This window comes from Streptomyces sp. SX-6, assembly GCF_059089585.1.
This window is the reverse complement of the sequence record NZ_JBTHHU010000011.1, coordinates 161,889-181,520: the sequence shown is the minus strand read 5'-3', so window position 1 is coordinate 181,520 and position 19,632 is coordinate 161,889. Positions and strand designations below refer to the sequence as shown.

Here is a 19,632-nt window from a genome sequence, read left to right as displayed (position 1 = left end):
CCCTGGGGGAGAGGTGTCAGGGACGGCGGATGACGATGTCGCCCATGCCGGTGCGCCCGCGGACCTCGACGGTCTCGCCGGAGGTGACGGGGCCTTCGGCCGGGGTGAGGAGGTTGTGGACGCGGCCGAGATCGGAGCTCACATCGAGCCAGGCGGCGGAGGGTTCGCGGATGCCGACCTCGAGTTCGCCGGCGGCGGTGACCATGATGATGCTGCCGCGCGCCACATCGCCCAGGCGGATGTCGCCGTTGGCGGAGGTGGCCTTGACGCCGGAGTGCGCGACGCCGACGGAGATGCGGCCGTTGGACGAGTTCGCCCGCAGGTCACCGGTGACCTCGCCGACCGTGATCTCGCCGTTGGCGTTCTTGATCACGGCCGTGCCCGCGATCTCGCCGATCTCGATGCGGCCCGCGCCGGTGATCTCGGCGTCTCCCGCGGCGCGGTCCACGCGGACGTTGCCGTGGTCGGTCTTCACGCGGACGGCCGCGGTCTCGTCGAGCTGGATGCTGCCCACCGAGGTCTTGAGCCGGCACTCGCCGAAGCGGCCTTCCCCGGTGAAGTCCGCCATGGCCGAGTTGAGTTGGACGGACGAGCCGGCCGGCAGCTCGATGCTCAGGTCGAGCGAGCCGCACTTGCCGAACATCGAGCGCTTCCTCGGCGCCCGCAGTGTCAGCTTGCCGTTGGAGAAAGTGACCTTGGTCTGGTCCGCGGTCCGGATGTCCTGCTCGTGGGTGTCGTCCGCCGGGAGCACCTCGACGACCGTGGTCGTGCGCTCGCTCGCGGAGATGCGGACCGCGCCGACGTCGAACTCGAGGCTGACGGAGACCGGTTCGGGGGTGTCGAAGGTGAAATCAGGCATGGCTGTGCCGTCCTCGTGGCTCTGGCGGGTGAGGGGAGGTGGTGGTGAAGTCTGCCGGACGGGTCCTGGCTAGCGGACCCAGCCCGTGTAGCTCTGTCCGTGACTGCTGCGGGGGGCCGGGCGAGGGTGCTCGGCCGGCTCCAGGGTGGCGGCCGCGGCCCGGACCAGCCAGGCGTTGACCGAGAGGCCCTCCTGCCCCGCGGCCTCCTCGATCCGGGCCTTGAGCTGGGCGGGGAGGCGGAAGTTGATGCGTGCGGTGGCGCCGTCGCCGTCGTCCGGCACGGCGGCCAGGGCCGTCGGCGGGGGCGTACGGGCCATGCTGTCGTGCCCCTCGGTGGGTTCGTACGACGCCGTGACGGACGGCGGCGTCACCACGAACTCGGGGTCGAGGCCCCGCAGCCGGACATCCACGGAGCCCGGCGCCAGGTCGCGGGTGATCTCGCCCGCGGCGGTGGACAGCGCGCTCAGCAGGGTGAGCCGGGCGGCCGATTCCAGGGGCGCGGTGAGCCGTTCGGCCATGGCGCGGGCTTCGTCTCCACCCGCGTCCGCGGCGACCGCGAGTTCATGGCGGAGATTGTCGACGTACGGGGTGAGGTCCATGCAGAACATAGTGGCACCACTATGGCGCCACCACAAGTGCCATGTTTGGCGCATTGATGGTGCGAGGTGGCGCACGCGGTGGCGCGAGCGCCTGCGGGCGCCTGTGGGTGCTTGTGGGCGTCTGTGAGTGCCTACGTGGCAGGGTTGGCGGCCGCCCCCTCCGTGCTCAGCAGGACGACCACCGAGGCGGGCCCGAGGCCCAGCGCCGCGCGGCGTTCCTCCGCGCCCTCGCCGGTGAGGGCGGCGCGTACGCCCGCCAGAGAGGCGGCGCCGCAGGGCCCGGCGGGGACGTCCAGCGCGGCGAGGTCGCGGGCGGCGCGGGCGGCGTCGGCGTCCGTGACCGCGACGGCGGCGTCCAGGCCGTCGCGCAGGAAGGGCCAGGCGAGGGTGGACGGCGTACCGCAGTTCAGGCCCGCCATCGTGGTCTCGCCGGTCGTCACGCTGACCGCCTCCTGTCGCACGAGGCTCTCGAGGACGCACGCGGCGGCCTCGGGCTCCACCGACAGTAGGGCCGGCGACAGCAGGGCCGGCCCCGCGGTGCGGCCGCGGTAGTGGGTGATCGCGGCCTGGGCGAGCGATCCGACGCCCACCGGTACGGCCACCAGCCCCGGCAACCCGCCCCCAGCAGCGGCGAGTTGGGCGTCGGCCTCGCGGAACAGTGTCGCGTACCCCTCCACGATCCAGCCGGGGATCCGCTCGTATCCGGGCCACGCGGTGTCCTGCACGAGGACGGAGCCCGGCGCCGCGGCCGCTTCGGCCGCCCGGCGTACCGCCTCGTCGTACGGCCCGTCGACCCGGGTCACGCGTGCCTCCTCGGCGGCGATGGCCGCCGTCGCCGCCGGGTGTACGCCGCGCGGTACGAAGACGTGGGCGCGCTGCCCGAACAGGCGGGCCATCCGGGCCACGGCACGGCCGTGGTTGCCGTCGGTGGCGGTGACGAGCGTGACCGGCCCGTCCGTTCCGGCCGTCCGCCCGGCGAGGATCCGGTGGATGGCCCACGACGCGCCGAGCGCCTTGAAGGCGGGCAGCCCCAGGCGCGTCGACTCGTCCTTGACGAAGACGCGGCCCACTTCCAATTCGGCGGCCAGGGGAGGCAGTTCGGCGAGCCGAGTAGGGGTGTAGCCGGGCAGCGAGGCGTGGAAGTCCCGCACCGCGTCGGGTGTGGGCGAGGGGGGCCAGGTGCGGGTGGCGGAGGAACGTGCGTACCACGTGCGGGAGGAGGAAGGTGCGTGCATGTGATCAAGGTGCCGTCCGGGCCACCCCTCGGTCCAGCACAGGTATCCGACGTATATTCGTCAAGGAAACCGAACGATGGGGGGCCGATGTTCGACCTCCGCCGGCTGCGTCTGCTGCGGGAGCTCAAGCACCGCGGCACCCTCGCGGCCGTGGCCGCCGCCCTGTCCTACAGCCCGTCCTCCGTCTCGCAGCAACTGGCACAGCTGGAAGCGGAAATTGGTGTTCCACTGCTGGAGCCGGTGGGCCGGCGCGTACGGCTGACCCCGCAGGCGGAGATCCTCGTCGCCCACACCGAGGCCGTGCTCGAGCGCCTCGAGCGGGCCCAGGCGGACATCGCCGGCTCCCTCGCCGAGCTCACCGGCACCCTGCGCGTCGCGTCCTTCCAGACCGCGGCCCTCGCCCTGGTGCCGGCCGCGCTGACCGCGCTGCGCGACGCCCACCCCCGGCTGCGCGTCCACGTCACCCAGGCCGAACCGGAGCGGGCCCTCCCGGCGCTGCTCGCCCGCGACTTCGACCTCGTCGTCGCCGAGGAGTACCCCGGCGACCCGGGCCCCCGCCCGGCGGAGGCGGAGTGGGAGGAACTGGCCGAGGACACCCTGCGCCTCGCCCGCCCCGGGCCGTCCGGGCCGCCCGGCCCGGCGGACCCCTGGGACGCCCTGCGCGCCCTGGCCGGGCACCCCTGGGTGATGGAGCCCGAGGGCACCGCGGCCCGGCGCTGGGCGACGGCGCTGTGCCGGGGAGCGGGCTTCGAACCGGACGTACGGTACGAGTCCACCGACCTCCTCCTGCACCTGCGGCTCGTCGAACAGGGCCATGCCGCCGCCCTGTTGCCCGACCTCCTGTGGCACGGCCGCCCGCCCGCCGTCACCCTCGGCCCGCTGCCGCCCGGCCACCGGGCGCGCAGGCTGTTCACCGCGGTCCGCCGGGGCCGCGGCGGGCACCCCGCCGTCAGGGCCTGCCGCCGGGCCCTGACGGAAGCGGCGGCCAACGGAAGCGGTGACGTAACGGAAGCGGTGGCGTAGCGGCATTGCCAGGGTGATCGGGACGTGCCTAAGATCCATTACGTGACTGCCGGGTCGGCCATGGGCCACACACGAGTAGGGCACCCGGCCTCCGCGTGAGCGCGAGGCGGGCGAGGGGCCCGCCGCCATCTCTGTTGCCGCACAACACGTGCGAAATTCCAGCTTCTTTGGCCAAGCCAACACAGCAAACCTGGAGCAGCAACAGAGCATGCCGAACGATTTCAATCAGTGGGTCATCGACGAATTCCGCGCCAACAACGGGCGCGTCGGCGGCCCGTTCGAAGGGGGCAGACTGCTTCTGCTCACCACCACCGGTGCGCGGTCCGGCGCCCCGCACACGACTCCGGTCGCGTATCTGCACGACGGCGGTGACCAGGTGCTGGTCATTGCCTCGGCCGGGGGCGCGCCGCGCCATCCGGCCTGGTTCCACAACCTGGTGGCCCATCCACGGGTCACGGTGGAGAGCGGCATCTTCACGTACGAGGCGGAGGCCGTCGTCCTGGAGGGCGAGGAGCGCGACCGCGCCTTCGCCCGGGCCGCCGAGGCCGACCCGGGGTGGGCCGACTATCAGGCGAAGACGACGCGCCTCCTCCCCGTGGTCGCCCTCCGGGAGATACCTGCCGGCCCGCCCAACGTCGCCGCGGCGACTCCGGGTGAGGCATTGAAGGTCGTCCATGACTGGTTCCGTCGCGAACTGGCCCTGATCCGCAAGGAGATGGCCGAGTCCGGTCCGAGGCTGGGCGCCCAGCTCCGCGTCAACTGCCTGACCCTCTGCAAGGGGCTGCACAACCACCACACCGGCGAGGGCACCATGATGTTCCCCCACCTCGCCCGGCTCCATCCCGAACTGGCCCCGGTCCTGGAGCGGCTGGACCGGGAGCACGAGAGGGTCGCGGAGCTCCTCGAAAGCCTGCGTACGGTCATCGCGGACGTGGGCGCGGACCCCGGGGAGGCGCTCGCCGAGGTCGAACGGCTCACGGACGAGCTCGAGCGTCATCTCGACTACGAAGAGGAGCAGTTGATCCCGCTCCTCTAAAAACGCGTGCTCCTCTAAAGGTGCGCGGTGTGGACGGTGCGTGCGGCGAGGTAGAAGGCGTCGGGGCGCGACAGGATGCCCGTACGGGCGTCGGCGTCCACGAGGCGGTCGATCGTCGAGAGGTCCTCGTCGTCGAGCCGGCTCTCGACCCGGCCGCGCATCCCCGCCAGACGGTCGCGCAGGTGCTCGCGGGTCGCGGGATCCAGTGGTGCCGGGACGTCGATGAGGAACGTCCGTGTCCCGGCGGGGGCGAGTCCGGCGCGGGTCAGCATCGCGGGCCAGTCCTCCACCACGCCGGTGGAGCCGGGCAGTTCGGCGCGCATGGCGGTGAGGTAGTCCTCGTGGGCGGCGTCCACGCGGGCCAGGAGGCCGGGGCGGCCGATGCCGATGTCGCGTGGCAGGTAGCGCGGCGGCAGCCCGCGCTCGGCGACGGCCAGCAGGCCTCCGGGCCGCAGTGCGGCGGCGAGGTCCTTCAGCGCGGCCTGCTGGTCGCCGAGGTGGTGGACGACGTTGCTCGTCCAGATGAGATCGGCGTCGGGCAGCGTGTCGAACTCCTCCGGCAGTACGGCGCGTTGGGCGGATACCCGGCCGTCCAGGCCCTGCTCGGCCGCCCGCGACCGGACCCGCTCCAGCAGGCCGTCGGACTGGTCGACGGCGATGACCTCGGCCTGCGGGAAGGCGCGGGCGAGCAGGCAGGTGAACACGCCGGGCCCGCTGCCCACATCGAGGATGCGGCCGACAGTCGTACCCAGCAGGGATCGCAGCCAGTCCGCGGCCGCCTCGAGGAAGGGGGAGTTGAGCTCTGCCTCGCGCTCCAGCTGGGTGCTCAGGGCGTCCCAGTCGTAGTCGCCGTTGTCGGCGCCGTCGTCGGCGTGATGGTGGTGGTGTGCGTGCATGTCTGCCAGCGTGGGACGGGAACGACGCTGTGGCAATCCTTGTTGCCGTTTCCGGGACAAACGGTTCCAATGGGCGATGTGGAGCACTCGACTGCCATCACCCGGGCCCTGACCGAGGTCGGCCCCCGCCTCAAGCGCCTGCGTACCCAGCGCGGTGTCACCCTGGCGGCACTCGCCGAGGCGACCGGCATCTCCAAGAGCACCCTGTCCCGCCTGGAGTCCGGCCAGCGCAAGCCCAGTCTGGAACTCCTGCTCCCCATCTCCCAGGCGCACCAGGTGCCGCTCGACGAACTGGTCGGCGCCCCCGAGGTCGGCGACCCCCGCGTGCGCCTCACCCCCGTGCGCTCCCACGGCGCCACCGTGCTGCCCCTGACCCGCCAGCCCGGGCCGTTGCAGAGCTTCAAGATGGTCATCCCGCCCACCCGCAGCACCCCGGACCCCTGTACGCACGAGGGGTACGAGTGGCTCTACGTCCTCTCCGGGCGCCTGCGCCTGATCCTCGCCGACCACGACCTGGTCCTCGGCCCGGGCGAGGTCGCCGAGTTCGACACCCGGCTCCCGCACTGGTTCGGCAGCACCGGAGACGAACCCGTCGAAGTCCTCAGCCTCTTCGGCCGCCAGGGCGAGCGGATGCACGTACGCGCCAAGCCCCGGAAGTAGCACGCTACTTCCGTAGGCTCACTTCCGCAGCAGCCCCCGTTCGAGGGCCACGACCACCGCTCGCGTCCTGTCGTTCACGTCGAGCTTGGCGAAGAGCCGCAACAGGTGGGTCTTCACCGTCGCCTCCGCGATGACGAGCCGCTTGCCGATCTCCGCATTGGTGAGCCCGTCGGCGACCGCGTTCAGCACGTCGGTCTCCCGGGCGGTCAGTGGGATCTGTACGGGCTGCCGCATCTTGGCGACCAGCCTCTCGGCCACCCGAGGGGCGAGCACCGTCTCGCCGCGCGCTGCCGCCCGTATGGCGTCGGCCAGTTGCTCGCGGCTGGTGTCCTTGAGCAGGTAGCCGATGGCTCCGGCCTCGACCCCGCGCTCGATGTCGGCGTCGGTGTCGTAGGTCGTCAGGATCAGCACCCGGGTCCGCGGGTGCCGGGCGACGATCTCGGTCGTGGTCGCGACCCCGTCGAGCACCGGCATCCGCAGGTCGACCAGCGCCACATCGGGGCGTTCGCGGTCCACGAGCTCCAGCCCCGCACGGCCGTTGTCGGCCTCGCCGACGATCTCGATGCCGGGGGCGGAGGCGAGCAGGGCGATCACCCCGGCACGCATCACCGCGTGGTCGTCGACCACGACGACGCGGAGAGTCTTCTCGGTCATACGGCTACCTCGCACTCCATCTCTATTTCCATGGGAATCATCGCGAGAACGCGGGTGCCGTCGCCCACCGAGCTGGTGACGGTGAGCTGTCCGCCCAGCTCGGCGAGGCGCTTGCGCATTCCGTCCAGTCCGAAACCCTGTGCCCTGCCGACCGCGAAGCCGCGCCCGTCGTCGGTGATCTCCAGCTCCACGCCGAACGGCTGCCGTGCGAGCACCACGTTCACCGTGGAGGCCGCCGCGTGCTTGCGCACGTTGGCCAGCGACTCCTGGGTGCAGCGCAGCAGCGCGATCCTGGTCTGCTGGTCGCACTCCAGGTCCTCGAGCTCGGCCTCGACGGCGAGCCCGGTGTCCTCGGTGAACCGGTCCAGGGTCCGGCGCAGGGTCTGGGCCACCGAACCCGCCGCCACCTGGCTCTGCTGTACGGAGCCCACCAGTACGCGCGCCTCGGCGAGGTTCTCCCGTGCCGTGCTCTCGATCGACCGCAGCTGCTGGGCACTTCGGGCCGGGTCGGCCTCCAGCCCGGCCCGCGCCGCCTCGGCGAGCACGATGATCGACGCGAACCCCTGGGCGAGCGTGTCGTGGATGTCCCGTGCCATGCGCTCCCGTTCGTCGGCCGCGCCCTGGCGCTGGTGGGCCTCGGACAGCTCGTGCTGGGTCCGCTCCAGCTCCTCGATCAGCAGGGCGCGTTCGCTGCTCTTCTCCACCACCGAGTGCACCCACAGCCCGATCAGGACGCTGGCGGCGACCACGATCAGGGTGGAGATCACCGTGGTGCCCAGGAACTGCGAGGTCCAGCCGTTGCGCAGCCAGGCCCCGCCCAGGGTCGAGACGGTGGTGAGCCCGGTGAAGACCAGGGAGGCCCGCAGCGTCCGGCTGAACAGCCAGAAGTGCGGCAGCGACACGATGAACAGCGCGGCATAGCCGCTCCACAGGTAGGCGATCCCGCCGAGCGCCAGGACCAGCACTCCCAGATAGGCGTGAGCGTGCAGCACCCGGGTGCCGGGGAAGGGGGCGAGGATCGTGTAGCAGAGCACCACACAGCCCAGCAGTGCCAGCACCCCGGCAAGGTTGGCGGCCGGCAGGTTCATGGAGGCGATGCCGGCCGCCATGGCCGTGAACAGGACCCAGCAGACCGCGTTCCACTGGCGAACGGTCCTCGCCCAGAAGGAATGCTGCTGGCTGTCGGCCTTTGCCCATGGGTGCATACGGATCACCGTACGTCGACCACCTGCAGCGCCGGCTGCCGGATCTGTCCTGTCCGGCGCGGGCGCCGGGGCCACCAGCTCGCCTCGCCGAGCAGCAGCATGGCCGAGGGCAGGATCATGACGCGGATGACGAAGGCGTCGATCAGCACGGCTGCGGCGAGCACGAAGCCGATCTGCTTCATCTCGATGATGTGCAGGAAGACGAAGCTGGCGAAGACCGTCACCATCACCACCGCGGCGCTGGTCACCACGGCTGCCGAGCTGCGGATGCCGTCGATCACTGCCGTGCGTGTGGGTACGCCGCCCAGGACGGCCTCCCTGATCCGGCTGACCACGAACACCTGGTAGTCCATGGACAGTCCGAAGAGGATCACGAACAGGAACAGCGGTACCCGGGAGCCGATCGACCCCGTGGAGTGGAAGTCCAGCAGGCCCTCGGCCCACTTGCCCTGGAAGACGAGGACCAGCAGTCCCAGCGCGGCCGCGGCGGAGAGCAGGTTGAGCACCACGCCGAGCAGGGCGAGCACCACCGAGCGGAAGGCCAGCAGCGTCATCACGAACGTCGCCAGCAGCAACGCTCCGATGACCAGCGGGAGTTTGCCGTCCTGGTGGGCGGGATAGTCGGTGGTCCGGGCGACGTCACCGGTCACCCCCGTCTCGGCACCGCGGATCAGGCCGACCGTGGCGGGAAGGTAGTCGTGCCGCAGGTGATCGAGGGACGTACGGGCCTGGTCCGAGTTGCCCAGGTACGGAACGGACAGCTCCAGCACGCTGATCCGGTGGTCGGCCGAGGTGCGCAGCCGGGGCGCACCGGTGAACAGCGGGTCCGCCTGGGTGCGGCGGCCGAGTTCCTTCAGCGCCTCGGCCACCTCCTCGGCACGGTCCGGCCGGTCGCGCACCACGACCTGGTGGGTGACCCGCAGCTCCGGGAAGGCGTCGTTGAGCCGGTCGTAGGTCCGCATGGCGGGGATGGCGCGCGAGTGGGTGTCACGGCTCATCTCCGTGATCTTCAGTCCGGCCAACGGGGCGGCCAGGCCCAGCAGAACGAGCACCGAGGCGCCCAGAGTGAGCGCGGGGTGCTTGCTCGCGGGCCGCATCAGGGCAGCCCACACCCGGCCGCCCTCGGCCTTCCGTACCCTCCGCGGCGTACGCGCCCCGCGGGCCGCCCGGCGCTCGCTCCGCTGCCCGATCTTCACCAGCAGGGCGGGCAGCACGGTCAGCGAACTGGCCACGGCGACCAGGACGACCACGATGGTGCCGGTGGCCAGCGAGGAGAAGATGACATCGGAGGCCAGATACAGCGTGGCCGTCGAGACGACCACCGCGAGCCCGGAGACCACGACCGCCCGTCCCGAGGTCGCCGCCGCCAGCTCCACCAGGGCCGCGGAGCTCAACCGGCCGCCGCTGCGGGCCCGTTCCTCCCGCTCCCGCTTGAGGTAGAAGAGCGTGTAGTCCACGCCGACCGCGAGGCCGATCAGCATGATGACGTTGTTGCCCACCCCGGCGTCGGGGGAGAGGTGCGAGGCCACCATCGACAGGCCCATCGCCGCGGCGATCGACGAGAGCGCCAGCAGCAGCGGCACGGTGGCCATCAGCACGGAGCCGAACGCCAGCAGCAGCGTGATCAGGGTGACCGGGAGAGTGATCGCCTCGGAGAGGGCCAGATCGTCGCCGCGCTGGGCGTCCACGCCCTTGCTGATGGAGGGCGCCCCGGTCTCCTCGATCAGCAGCCGCGGATGGTCCTTCTGCACCGCGGCCGTCTGCGCCCGCAGCGGATCGACATGCTTACGGGCGTCCAACTCCGGCCCGCGCATGGTCACCTCGACCACGACGGCCTTGCCGTCCTTGGCGATACGGGGCGCACCCGCGTGCTCGACCTCGGGCAGCCCGCCCATCCGGGCGGCGATGTCCCGCCCGGCGGCTTCGGCCTCACGCCGGTCGAAGGCGCTTTCGCCGGGCCGGGCGTCGCCGGACCGGGTGTCGCCGGGCCGGGCGGAGATCAACACCTGCTCGGCGGGCTTGCGCTGCAGATGCCCCTCGGCCGCCATCGCCTCGGCACGGCCGGCCTCGCCGACCCGGTAGTCCTCGGTGGTGGCGTTGTGAGTACCGACCGCGATGCCGGTGCCCAGGCACAGCACCACGAAAGCCAGCCACCCGGCGATCGCGCGCCAGGGGTGCAGGGCGCTCCATCGGGCGGCGCGCACAGGTAGTTGATTCATACGCCAACCCTCGCCGGGAGGGGGGTGCGCCCGACAGCATCGGCCGGTTGTACTTCCCGTCCACCGACCGGTGGACGGGCCCGGTAGGGCTTACCCCCGCCTACCCCCGCCTACCCCCGCCTACCCCCGCCCACCCCCGCTTGTCCCGGCTCACTCACCGAGCGCGGTGAACACCTCGCGCACGCGGTCCCGCAGCCAGCGCTGCGCCCCGTCCGCGTCGTTGCGCGGATGCCAGGCCATGCCGAAGACGAGGGGCGGCAGGTCGAGCGGGATGGGGAAGGTGTGCATGCCGAGTGCCTCGGGGCAGTGGCGGGCGAGGGTGGCGGCGGTGGTGCAGACCAGGTCCGTGGTGGAGGCCAGGAAGAGCCCGGCGGTGTGGCTCGGGACGACGGCCGTGACCCTGCGGCTCAGGCCGATCGCGGCCAGCCGCTCGTCGATGGGACCCCGGTGGAGGCCGCGGCGGGAGACCGAGATGTGGTCGGCGTCCGCGAACGCCCTTGGGGTGACCGGTCCTTCGGCCAGGGAATGGCCCGCGCGGACGGCTCCGACCAGTCCGGACTCGCCGAGCGGGGCGGTGCGGGTCTCGGGGTCGGTGTGGTCGATGACGCCGATCTCCAGGTCGACGCTGCCGTCCCTGAGCGACGGTGTCCCCTCCAGGACCTCCGGTACGAACCGCAGCGTGACGCCTGGTGCCTCGCGGCCGATGAGCGCGAGCAGCGGCGCGGCGAGTGCGGCCAGCAGTACGTCGCTCGTCTGGATCGTGAACCTGCGGTCCAGCGCGGCCGGGTCGGGAGCGCCGCCGGGCGCGAGCAGGGCATGGGCGCGCTCCACCAACGTCCGTACCTCGCCGCGCAGTTCCAGCGCGCGCGGTGTGGGGACGAGGCGGCGCCCCGCCCGGACGAGGACGGGGTCGCCCAGCGCCCGCCGGATACGGCCCAGGGTGCGGCTCATCGCCGGCGGCGAGGTGTGCAGGCGGGCGGCGGCTCCTGTGACGCTCTCCTCCTCGAGGAGGGCGTTCAGGGCGACCAGCAGGTTGAAGTCCAGCGATTCCACGGTTCCGTTCCCCCTGATGATGACCGGAGGTGGAAAGACTACTTACCGAGGATGCACTGGAGTTAATCCACCGGTGGATGAAGACTTTTCGTGAACGGAACACTCGAGGAGGAAGCATGAACGCACGACAGGGTGACCTGCTCGCCGTGGCCAGCCAGAGCGGCCCGACCGTCACGTTCTTCGACGCCGCGACACTCGAGAAGCTGGGCGTGGTCGAAGTCCCGTCGCAGCCGCACGAGTTGTGCTTCGACCCGGAGCGGAGGGTGCTGTACTGCGCCAGTACGTACCGCTCCGGCTACTACCGCGCGAACACCGGGCCGTCGCACGAGGTCAGCGTCATCGACCCGGACACGCGCCGCGTCGTCGAGGTGATCGACATCGCCCCGGAGCACGCCCCGCACGGGCTGGCCCTGGACCGGCGGCGCGGTCTGCTGTACGTCAGCGTCGAGGCCAACGACCACGCTCCGGGCGGGGTCGTGGTGATCGACACGGAGACCCGCAAGCCCGTGGGCCGGATCGACACCGCCGCGCCGGGGCCGCACTGGTTCGTCATCTCCCCGGACGGGCGGCGCGGATACGCCTCCAACAAGGAGGCGCCCTTCGTGTCCGTGGTGGACCTGGAGAAGCGCGAACTGACCGCCCGGATCCCGGTCGAGGGCGGCGAGGGCATCGACGTGTCGCCGGACGGCCGGTACGTCTACGTCGCCGCCTACAGGACGAGCATCGGCACGGGGGTGCAGGTGATCGACGCGGAGCGTGGTGAGGTCGAGCGGATCCTGCCGGTTCTGGGGTCGGTCATGCCGGTGCATGTGACGGTCGATGGGCTGCTGTTGGTCGGCAAGTTGCGGGACGGGGGCAATGGCACCCTGAACGTCTTCGCTGCCGACGGTCGCCAACTCCTGGGCCAGGTGGAGGTCGGCGAGTTCCCGATCACCGTCAAGTCGTCGCCGGACGGTGCGCTTGCGTATGTGTCCAACATTTTGTCGTCCACGGTCACGGTGGTGGATCTGCGTCGCTGTGCGGCGGTCGGTGAGTTGACCGTCGAGCGGGCCGGTGAGACCGGTGCGCATGGGTTTGCGTACGTGCCGCGGGCCGCGTAGGAGGTTTGCCCCTGCCCCGCCCTTTCACCGTTTCCTCCGGGGGCAAGCCCCCGGGCCCCGAAACCGCGCTCCGCGCGGTTGTCCTCAATCGCCGGACGGGCTGGATAGTGCCGGGCCGGGCGCGAAATTTAAGCCCGTCCGGCGATTGAGGACGAGCGGCGAAGCCGCGATAAGCGGGGTCCGGGGGCGGAGCCCCGGGGAACGGTGGAAGGGCGGGACCGGGGCACCCCCCTACGCCACCGCCACCACCGGCGGGGCCATGCGTCGCCGCCCCCACGCCCCCAACGGCGCGAGCGCCGCGTTCAGTTCGCGGCCGTCCTCCGTGAGGGAGTACTCCACCCTCGGCGGCACCGTGTCGTACGTCTCGCGATGCACGATGCCGTCCGCCTCGAGCTCACGCAGCTGCTGGGCCAGGACCTTCTCGCTGATGCCCGGAACCGCTCGCCGGATGGAGCCGAAGCGGCGCGGCTCGTCCCGGAGCTCCCAGATGATGAGTGCTTTCCACTTGCCTTCGATGACGTGCAACGCGGCGTCGATCGGACAACGGTACGGCTGCTGCTTGGTCATGATGCCATTGTCACTGCCCGTACGGGCGGGCGGCGCGGGCCTCCCGCAGGGAGACGGCCCACCAGGTGAGCTGGTCGAGCAGGGTCTTCGCGGCACGGCCGGCGGCCTCGCCCTCCTCCGGGTCCACGTGGTGGCCGGTGTTGTCGAACTTGCCCCAGGGGCCGTGGAAGCTGACGGTCTCGCGGATGGTGACCGCGTGCATCTCGGCGAAGACGGTCCGCAGATGCTCGACCGCACGCAGGCCGCCGGACAGACCACCGTAGGAGACGAAGGCGACCGGCTTGGCCTGCCACGGGTCGCGGTGCCAGTCGATGAGGTTCTTCACCGAGGCCGGGTAACTGTGGTTGTACTCGGGGGTGATGACGATGAAGGCGTCGGCCTGGCGCAGGCGCGGGGTCAGGTGGCTCAGCGAGGCGGCGTCAGCCGGGCTCGGTGTGCCGCTGAGTTCCGACGACAGCGGGTGCTCGGCGAGGTCGATGACGTCGACCTCGATGTCGGGGTGCTGATCGGTGTGGTGCGCCAGCCAGTTGGCTATCACGGGGCCGAACCGGCCCTCGCGGGTCGAGGCGACGATGACGGCGAGGCGGTAGAGGGTCTCGGACATGGCGAGGCTCCGTTCCAGGCGTGGAGTGCGTTATGGAAGAAGCTTGCGACCTCAACTTCACTTGAGGTCAAGCGCCACCGTCAGAACTCGTCCGGGCACCACGGCCGTCGGGCCGTGCGCAGCAGCCGGTCGGCGAGGGCGGCGGCACCGGGCCGGTCCTCCCCGACGCGCCCGAGTGCGGCGAGGCGTACGGCGGACTCGTCGCCGAGCAGCAGTGTGCCCAAGTCCCCCACAGAGAGCGTCAGATCGGCCGGGCGGGCCGTGGGGGCGCAGGTCGCGCCGTCCGGGGCGGCGTCCAGGAGCCAGCGGCCGGCGGCGAGACCGTCGGGGTCGGCGACCTCGAGGACCAGGGTGCCGGTGCCCGCGTACGTACGGGCTTCCAGCAGGGTCCGTACGTCCAGCGGGCGCACCCACAGATAGTCGGCGTGGGTGGTGGTGCGGGCCGCGCGCGGGTCGGGGAGGAGCAGGGGCAGGAGGTCGTCGGGGGCACGGTAGCCCGTACGGAGCGTGGTGACCCAGTCGAGGGTCAACAGGTAGTGCCACAGTGCGCGTTCGGCGGCCGGGGTGGCCGCGATGAGGCCCCGGACGGTGGCGGTCTCGTGCGGGCGCTTGGCGTGCCAGGTGTTGTCCGACGTGTAGGTGGCCAGGCCCTCGACGGTGCCGTCGGGGGCGCGGTGGAGGACGTGGAAGGGCTCGGTCCAGGGGCGGCGGGTCGGGTAGACGACGATGCCGGTGGCGGTGTCCCACCAGCGGTCGGTGCGGTTGACGACGCCGTGCCGGGCGGCCCGCAGCCGCTCGTGCAGCTCCGGGCCGAGCTTGCGCACGGTGGCGCTGTCGACCAGCTCCAGCCGGCCGTCTTCTGCCGGGCGCTGCCGGTCGAGGCCGGTACGGGTGGCGTCCACCTCCCACTCCGTGGTCCAGGTGGCGGGCCCGAAGCCGTACCGCCCGTAGATCGGGTACTCGGAGGCGATCAGCGTCGCGGCGGCGTCGCCGCGCTCCTTCGCGGCCCGCAGGGCGCGGCCCATCATGCCGGTGAGGAGTCCGCGCCGGCGGTGCGTCGGCGAGACGGTGACGTTGGAGACGGCGCTGACCGTGACCGGGGCGCCGCCCGGCACGGTCAGCTCCTGGGCGAAGGTGCGGAACGTGCCGGCGCAGCGCCCCTCGTCGAAGACGCCCTGGGTCCGCGCGAAGTCGATGGAGGAGCGCCGCAGTTCGAGCTCTTCCGCGGTCACGGCGGGGGTTACCAGGAAGCCGGTGTGCAGTGCGCGGCACCACTCGGGGAGGTCGGCGTCGTCGATCGTGCGTATCTGTGGAGCCATGCCCGCACGGTAGGGACCGCGCGGTACGGGCCGCACCCGAATTTCGTCAGGAGAGCAGGTCGTCCACCTGCGCTTCTCCTTCCCGGTACCGTCGCGCGATCTCCGCGCTGCAGTCGTCGGCCGTGAGCTGGAGCTGCCGGCGGCGGACCGAGACCTGCTGCTCGTACGCCACCAGCCGGGCCAGGCCCGCGTGCAGTTCGGTCTCCGTGCGCGCGGCCAGGTCCGACAGCTCGACCTCGCCGAGCATGTCCTCGGCCAGCCGTCGGTACTCCTCGCTGTGCGGCGGCCCGAGCGTCACGTGCCGGGCGGAGGAGCGGTGGGCGGAGGGCTCGTCGGCGAGGATCTCCGACAGCCGGTCCACCACCGGGGCGTCCGGCCGGGAACGGTGGGCCAGTTCGGCCCGCAGGATGTCGACTCGGCCCTGGAGCAGGCGTCGTACATAGCTGAGGTCCGCCTCCTCCTGCTGGGCGTCCCGGCGCAGCGTACGCAGCTCCGCGAGGCTCAGTTCGCCCAGCCGTCGCGCGGGGGCGTCCGCGTCCGCCAGCCGTCCGGAGCGCTGGATGGGGGGTCTCGCGTGCGGGGTGTCCACAGGGTGCACTCTGTCCAATGCGTCGTGTGTGGTCATGCGGTTCCGTCCCCTCGCGCCGGGTGGCCTGCACGCATCGTGCCACCGGTGACGGTGCGTGCGCAGGCTGTCTCCACCCGAACGGCCCTGGAGGGGCACGGGGCATCATGGTCCGTATGCGTGCTGTGGTGCAGAGAGTGGACGGGGCGAGCGTCTCCGTGGACGGCCGTACGGTCGGCGAAATCCTGGGTGAGGGGTTGTGCGTGCTCGTCGGGGTGACGCACGACGACACCCCGGCGAAGGCGGCGCAGCTGGCCCGCAAGCTGTGGTCCCTGCGGGTGCTGGAGGACGAGAAGTCCTGTTCGGACGTGGGGGCGCCGCTGCTCGTGATCTCCCAGTTCACGCTTTACGGTGACGCGCGGAAGGGGCGGCGCCCCACGTGGAACGCGGCGGCTCCGGGTCCCGTGGCCGAGCCGCTGGTCGACGAGGTCGTTGCGCAGCTGCGGGCGCTGGGGGCCACGGTGGAGACGGGCGTCTTCGGTGCGGACATGCGGGTCTCGCTGACGAACAGCGGCCCGTTCACGGTGCTGGTGGACATCTAGCCGGGCCAAATCCAGCCTGTCCGGCGCTTGAGGACGAGCGGCGAAGCCGCGACAGGGGGTCTGGGGCGCAGCCCCAGGAGACGGCGAGAGGGCGGGACCGGGGCACAATCCCCGCCCCCGTCCCCGCCCGGCAGGGCTACGGCTCGACCACGACCTCCTGCGACGCCGCCGTCGTGTCGGCGATCAGCGCCGCGTCCACCGGAACGTTCCGCTTGACCAGTGCCAGCGCGATCGGCCCGAGCTCGAAGTGCCGCGCCGAGGTCGTGACGAACCCGAGGGCCCGGCTCTCGGGCCCGTCCGCGGCGAGCCGGATCGGCGCCCCGTGCCCCGGCAGGGTCACTCCGCTCCCGTCCAGGTGCAGGAAGACCAGCCGCCGCGGCGGCTTCCCCAGGTTGTGGACGCGGGCGACGGTCTCCTGGCCGCGGTAGCAGCCCTTCTGCAGGTGCACCGCGGTGCCGATCCAGCCCAGCTCGTGCGGGATGGTCCGGTGGTCGGTCTCCAGGCCCAGCCGGGGCCGGTGCGCCTCGACGCGCAGCGCCTCGTACGCGAGGGTGCCCGCCGCCGGGCCGTGCTCCGCGGCGAAGGACTCCAGCCGCTCGCGCGGCAGGAACAGGTCGCGCCCGTGCGCGGTCTCGCGCGCCACCACGTCCTTGGGCGTCTCGGCGACCGAGCCCGCCGGGAGGTGCACCACCGCGAACGCGTCCGTGCTGTCGGTGACCTCGACCCGGTAGAAGAACTTCATGCTCTCCAGGTAGCCGATCAGGGCTTCCCGCGTGCCGGGCTCGACGTGCGCCCAGGTCGTCTCGCCGTCGTCCACGAGGTAGAGCGCGTGCTCGATGTGGCCGTGGGGGGAGAGGATCAGCGCCTCGGTGGCCTGCCCGGCCGGGAGTTCGCTCACGTGCTGGGTGAGCAGCAGGTGCAGCCAGCTGAGCCGGTCGGTCCCGGTGACGGTGATCACCCCGCGGTGGGAGAGATCGACGAAACCGGACCCGTCGGCCAGCGCGCGCTGTTCGCGGAACGGATCGCCGTAGTGCGCGGCGACGCCTTCGTCCGGGCCCTCGGCGGGGACGGCGCCGGGCAGCGACAACAGAGGGCTCTTCGATTGACGCAGCATGTACAAAGCCTACGACCCTGCCGAAGGCTCTTTCGAGGGTTCCTCCGGGGGTTCCTGCGACGGCTCCTCCGAGGGTCCCTGCGAGGGTTCCTCCGAGGTACAGGAACCGCACCGCCCGAAGATCGCGAAGTGCTTCATATCGGTGTCGAAACCGAACTCCTCGCGCAGCTTCCGCGTGAACTCCCCGGCCACCGACTGGTCGGCCTCGATCACGCCCGTGCAGTCCCGGCACACCAGATGGATGTGGTGGTGCCGGTCGGCGAGGTGGTACGTCGGGGCACCGTGCCCGAGGTGGGCATGGCTGACGAGACCGAGCTCCTCCAGCAGCTCCACCGTCCGGTAGACGGTGGAGATGTTGACCCCGCCCGCGGTCTTGCGGACCTCGGTGAGGATGTCGTCCGGCGTCGCGTGCCCCAGCCGGTCCACAGCCTCCAGCACGAGCTGGCGCTGCGGAGTCAGCCGGTAGCCGCGCTTACGGAGATCGCTCTGCCAGTCGGTGTCCACCACGCCTTCATTTTAGGCCGGGCCACCGCGCGGGCTCACGGGTTGTAGGGCGTCCCGTCCTGGCGGTAGAACGCGACGCCGTCCGGCAGGTCGTCCGGCAGGTTCTGCGCCCAGGCCTGAAGGTCCTCGGGGACCTTCTTCAGCTGCGCCGACATGTACGGCCGCAGCGGCACCTCGGGGGTGGCCTTCTCGCCGACCCACATCAGGTCGCCCTTGACGTAGCCGTACAGGCGCTTGCCGCCGGAGTACGGGCCGGAGGCGGCGGTCCGCGCGACCGCGTCCGTGACGATGTCGATCTGCGGCTTCTTGTCCGCCAGCTCGCCGTACCAGACCTCGACGATGCCCTGGTCGCGGATCATGACGACCTCGACCTTGCGGTCCTTGTCGAGCCGCCAGTAGCCGCTCTCCGTCTCCAGCGGACGGACCTTGTTGCCCTTCTCGTCGAGCACCCAGCTGTGCGAGACGTACTCCAGGAAGTCACGCCCGTCGTGCGTGAAGACGACCTCCTGCCCGAAGTTGCACTTCTCGGCCCCGGGGAAGTCGGCGACGCCCGCACCCTCCCACTTGCCGAGGAGGAAGACGAGGGGCACCAGGTCCCGGTGCAGGTCGGAAGGAATCTCGATCATGGGATCAGCTCAGACGATCTGTAGGGGTGAACAAGGAGGGTCAGCGCTGGCCCTGGTACAGCTTCTTCCAGGTCAGCCCGGCGAACGCGAGAACGCCGACGGCGACCAGAACCAGCAGGGTGGTGAAGAAGGTCTCAAGCGCAGCCACGAGCGTGCTCCTCGGTCGGGGGGAGGGTGTATACGGACCGGGGACGAGTCTAATCGGACCGGCCGCAAGCGTTCCTATGAGGTTGATCGTGCCCCTCGGGCTCCGGGGTCACCACTGGTTCTGGCCGTCGCCATCCCCGCCCCCGGTCTCGCCGTCCATGGCCGCGCGCCAGTGCACGACCACGTCCCGGACGATGAAGTTGTCCACCTGGTTCCCCGGGGTCTTGCCGTGCTGGATCTGGATGGTGTTGGTCCCCTTCTTCAGAACGCCCTCCTCGACCGGGTCCATCCAGGTCTGCCAGAGCACCTCGTTCCTGGGGCCCGCGGCGATGTCGAAGTCGGCGAGGTCCGTCCCGTTGACCAGCACCCGGTGGCCGGTGAAGTTGACCCCGTACACCTGCATCACCAGATAGCCCTCGCCGACCGGGTCCGAGTCGATCTCGAACTCCTCGGCCGTCGTCTTGGTGCCGACGTACTGCGACGAGCCGGCGATGAAATTGAACGGTGGCTTACGGTCACCGATCCTCTGGTTGAAACGGACCATCCGGAAGTCGGCTCGCGTGCTGCCCATGCGGATCCTGCCCTCTCGCGTACGTGCGCCTGGCCCCCGGATCAGCCTGCGCCGCGCCTCGCGCTTCCGCCACCCGGTGACGTGACGTGACAAGTGGGGCGGCATGCTGCTCGGCCGGGTGCGGGTCTCGTCTCGCGCCTTCGGCGCACAGCGGCGGGCTACGGGCGAGCAGGGATCCCGGCTGGTGCGCGTTGCCGGGTGCCGGTCCGCTGCGCGGGGGCGGGACCGCTCCGGTCTCACGGGTCCCGTGCGCCACAGTCCGGATGCCGAACGGCGAGTCGGGTACGGGTTTCCTCACGGCTGAGGGCAGTTTTCGTGAGGAAACCCGTACCCGACTCGCCAGCCCCCCTCACGCTCGCGCATGGAGCGGCAGCGGTGGGCGGTTCGCGGTGTGGGTGGGGCGGGTGTGATGTGAACGGGATGCCAGACCACCCAGCCGGTCCCGCACCCGGCGACGAGAGCCCGGCTCGCCC

General features: G+C 71.5%; 21 protein-coding genes. 5 read left to right on the top strand and 16 right to left on the bottom strand.

Features of this window, described 5'->3' with window-relative positions; translation table 11 throughout:
- Positions 1-16 precede the first annotated feature (16 nt).
- The 3 genes from ACV530_RS16460 to ACV530_RS16450 form a co-directional block, all read right to left on the bottom strand.
- Positions 17-859: a DUF4097 family beta strand repeat-containing protein gene (locus ACV530_RS16460; protein WP_494333211.1), complete on the bottom strand. Its 843-nt coding sequence runs from the start codon at positions 857-859 to the stop codon at positions 17-19.
- A gap of 69 nt (positions 860-928) precedes the next feature.
- Positions 929-1,459 carry a type II toxin-antitoxin system TacA family antitoxin gene (locus ACV530_RS16455; RefSeq protein ID WP_494333210.1) on the bottom strand — a complete coding sequence of 177 codons (531 nt, stop codon included), beginning with the start codon at positions 1,457-1,459 and terminating at the stop codon, positions 929-931.
- 131 nt (positions 1,460-1,590) lie between these two features.
- On the bottom strand, positions 1,591-2,694 hold the full coding sequence (locus ACV530_RS16450) for a diaminopropionate ammonia-lyase (RefSeq protein ID WP_494333209.1): 1,104 nt from the start codon (positions 2,692-2,694) through the stop codon (positions 1,591-1,593).
- Between the two features lie 87 nt (positions 2,695-2,781).
- On the opposite strand from ACV530_RS16450, the gene ACV530_RS16445 reads away from it, so the two are divergent.
- Complete coding sequence (locus ACV530_RS16445; protein WP_494333208.1) at positions 2,782-3,717, top strand: LysR family transcriptional regulator; 936 nt, start codon at positions 2,782-2,784, stop codon at positions 3,715-3,717.
- A 208-nt stretch (positions 3,718-3,925) separates the two neighbouring features.
- The gene (locus ACV530_RS16440; protein WP_494333207.1) at positions 3,926-4,753 is read left to right on the top strand and encodes a nitroreductase/quinone reductase family protein; all 828 of its coding nucleotides are present in this window, start codon (positions 3,926-3,928) and stop codon (positions 4,751-4,753) included.
- Between the two features lie 14 nt (positions 4,754-4,767).
- On the opposite strand, the gene ACV530_RS16435 is transcribed toward ACV530_RS16440, so the two are convergent.
- Complete coding sequence (locus tag ACV530_RS16435) at positions 4,768-5,649, bottom strand: class I SAM-dependent methyltransferase (RefSeq protein WP_494333206.1); 882 nt, start codon at positions 5,647-5,649, stop codon at positions 4,768-4,770.
- 69 nt (positions 5,650-5,718) lie between these two features.
- On the opposite strand from ACV530_RS16435, the gene ACV530_RS16430 reads away from it, so the two are divergent.
- The gene (locus ACV530_RS16430; RefSeq protein WP_494333205.1) at positions 5,719-6,309 is read left to right on the top strand and encodes a helix-turn-helix domain-containing protein; all 591 of its coding nucleotides are present in this window, start codon (positions 5,719-5,721) and stop codon (positions 6,307-6,309) included.
- 18 nt (positions 6,310-6,327) lie between these two features.
- Here the strand turns inward: ACV530_RS16430 and ACV530_RS16425 are convergent, their stop codons facing one another.
- From ACV530_RS16425 to ACV530_RS16410, 4 genes are all read right to left on the bottom strand, one after another.
- Positions 6,328-6,963, bottom strand: a complete 636-nt coding sequence (locus ACV530_RS16425; protein WP_494333204.1) for a response regulator — start codon at positions 6,961-6,963, stop codon at positions 6,328-6,330.
- Positions 6,960-8,168 carry a sensor histidine kinase gene (locus tag ACV530_RS16420; RefSeq protein ID WP_494333203.1) on the bottom strand — a complete coding sequence of 403 codons (1,209 nt, stop codon included), beginning with the start codon at positions 8,166-8,168 and terminating at the stop codon, positions 6,960-6,962. The genes ACV530_RS16425 and ACV530_RS16420 overlap by 4 nt, the downstream gene beginning before the upstream one ends.
- A 5-nt stretch (positions 8,169-8,173) precedes the next feature.
- Positions 8,174-10,387, bottom strand: a complete 2,214-nt coding sequence (locus ACV530_RS16415) for an MMPL family transporter (RefSeq protein WP_494333202.1) — start codon at positions 10,385-10,387, stop codon at positions 8,174-8,176.
- Between the two features lie 150 nt (positions 10,388-10,537).
- Positions 10,538-11,440 carry a LysR family transcriptional regulator gene (locus ACV530_RS16410; RefSeq protein WP_494333201.1) on the bottom strand — a complete coding sequence of 301 codons (903 nt, stop codon included), beginning with the start codon at positions 11,438-11,440 and terminating at the stop codon, positions 10,538-10,540.
- 116 nt (positions 11,441-11,556) lie between these two features.
- Here ACV530_RS16410 and ACV530_RS16405 point away from each other — a divergent pair, with 116 nt between their 5' ends.
- Positions 11,557-12,540: a YncE family protein gene (locus tag ACV530_RS16405; RefSeq protein WP_494333200.1), complete on the top strand. Its 984-nt coding sequence runs from the start codon at positions 11,557-11,559 to the stop codon at positions 12,538-12,540.
- A 231-nt stretch (positions 12,541-12,771) separates the two neighbouring features.
- Here the strand turns inward: ACV530_RS16405 and ACV530_RS16400 are convergent, their stop codons facing one another.
- From ACV530_RS16400 to ACV530_RS16385, 4 genes are all read right to left on the bottom strand, one after another.
- Complete coding sequence (locus ACV530_RS16400; RefSeq protein ID WP_494333199.1) at positions 12,772-13,107, bottom strand: winged helix-turn-helix transcriptional regulator; 336 nt, start codon at positions 13,105-13,107, stop codon at positions 12,772-12,774.
- A gap of 10 nt (positions 13,108-13,117) precedes the next feature.
- Positions 13,118-13,711 (bottom strand): NADPH-dependent FMN reductase, encoded by a 594-nt coding sequence (locus tag ACV530_RS16395; protein WP_494333198.1) that lies wholly within the window; start codon positions 13,709-13,711, stop codon positions 13,118-13,120.
- An 80-nt stretch (positions 13,712-13,791) separates the two neighbouring features.
- On the bottom strand, positions 13,792-15,030 hold the full coding sequence (locus tag ACV530_RS16390) for a GNAT family N-acetyltransferase (RefSeq protein ID WP_494333197.1): 1,239 nt from the start codon (positions 15,028-15,030) through the stop codon (positions 13,792-13,794).
- 46 nt (positions 15,031-15,076) lie between these two features.
- Positions 15,077-15,655, bottom strand: coding sequence for an RsiG family protein (locus tag ACV530_RS16385; protein WP_494333196.1), 579 nt, complete (start codon positions 15,653-15,655; stop codon positions 15,077-15,079).
- A gap of 116 nt (positions 15,656-15,771) precedes the next feature.
- On the opposite strand from ACV530_RS16385, the gene dtd reads away from it, so the two are divergent.
- Complete coding sequence (dtd, locus tag ACV530_RS16380) at positions 15,772-16,197, top strand: D-aminoacyl-tRNA deacylase (RefSeq protein WP_494333195.1); 426 nt, start codon at positions 15,772-15,774, stop codon at positions 16,195-16,197.
- 136 nt (positions 16,198-16,333) lie between these two features.
- On the opposite strand, the gene ygfZ is transcribed toward dtd, so the two are convergent.
- From ygfZ to ACV530_RS16360, 4 genes are all read right to left on the bottom strand, one after another.
- Positions 16,334-17,311: a CAF17-like 4Fe-4S cluster assembly/insertion protein YgfZ gene (ygfZ, locus tag ACV530_RS16375; protein WP_494333194.1), complete on the bottom strand. Its 978-nt coding sequence runs from the start codon at positions 17,309-17,311 to the stop codon at positions 16,334-16,336.
- Between the two features lie 9 nt (positions 17,312-17,320).
- Positions 17,321-17,818, bottom strand: coding sequence for a Fur family transcriptional regulator (locus ACV530_RS16370; protein ID WP_494333193.1), 498 nt, complete (start codon positions 17,816-17,818; stop codon positions 17,321-17,323).
- A 32-nt stretch (positions 17,819-17,850) separates the two neighbouring features.
- Positions 17,851-18,441 (bottom strand): heme-binding beta-barrel domain-containing protein, encoded by a 591-nt coding sequence (locus tag ACV530_RS16365; RefSeq protein ID WP_494333192.1) that lies wholly within the window; start codon positions 18,439-18,441, stop codon positions 17,851-17,853.
- 256 nt (positions 18,442-18,697) lie between these two features.
- Positions 18,698-19,159, bottom strand: a complete 462-nt coding sequence (locus ACV530_RS16360) for a DUF7383 domain-containing protein (RefSeq protein WP_494333191.1) — start codon at positions 19,157-19,159, stop codon at positions 18,698-18,700.
- Between the last annotated feature and the right edge of the window lie 473 nt (positions 19,160-19,632).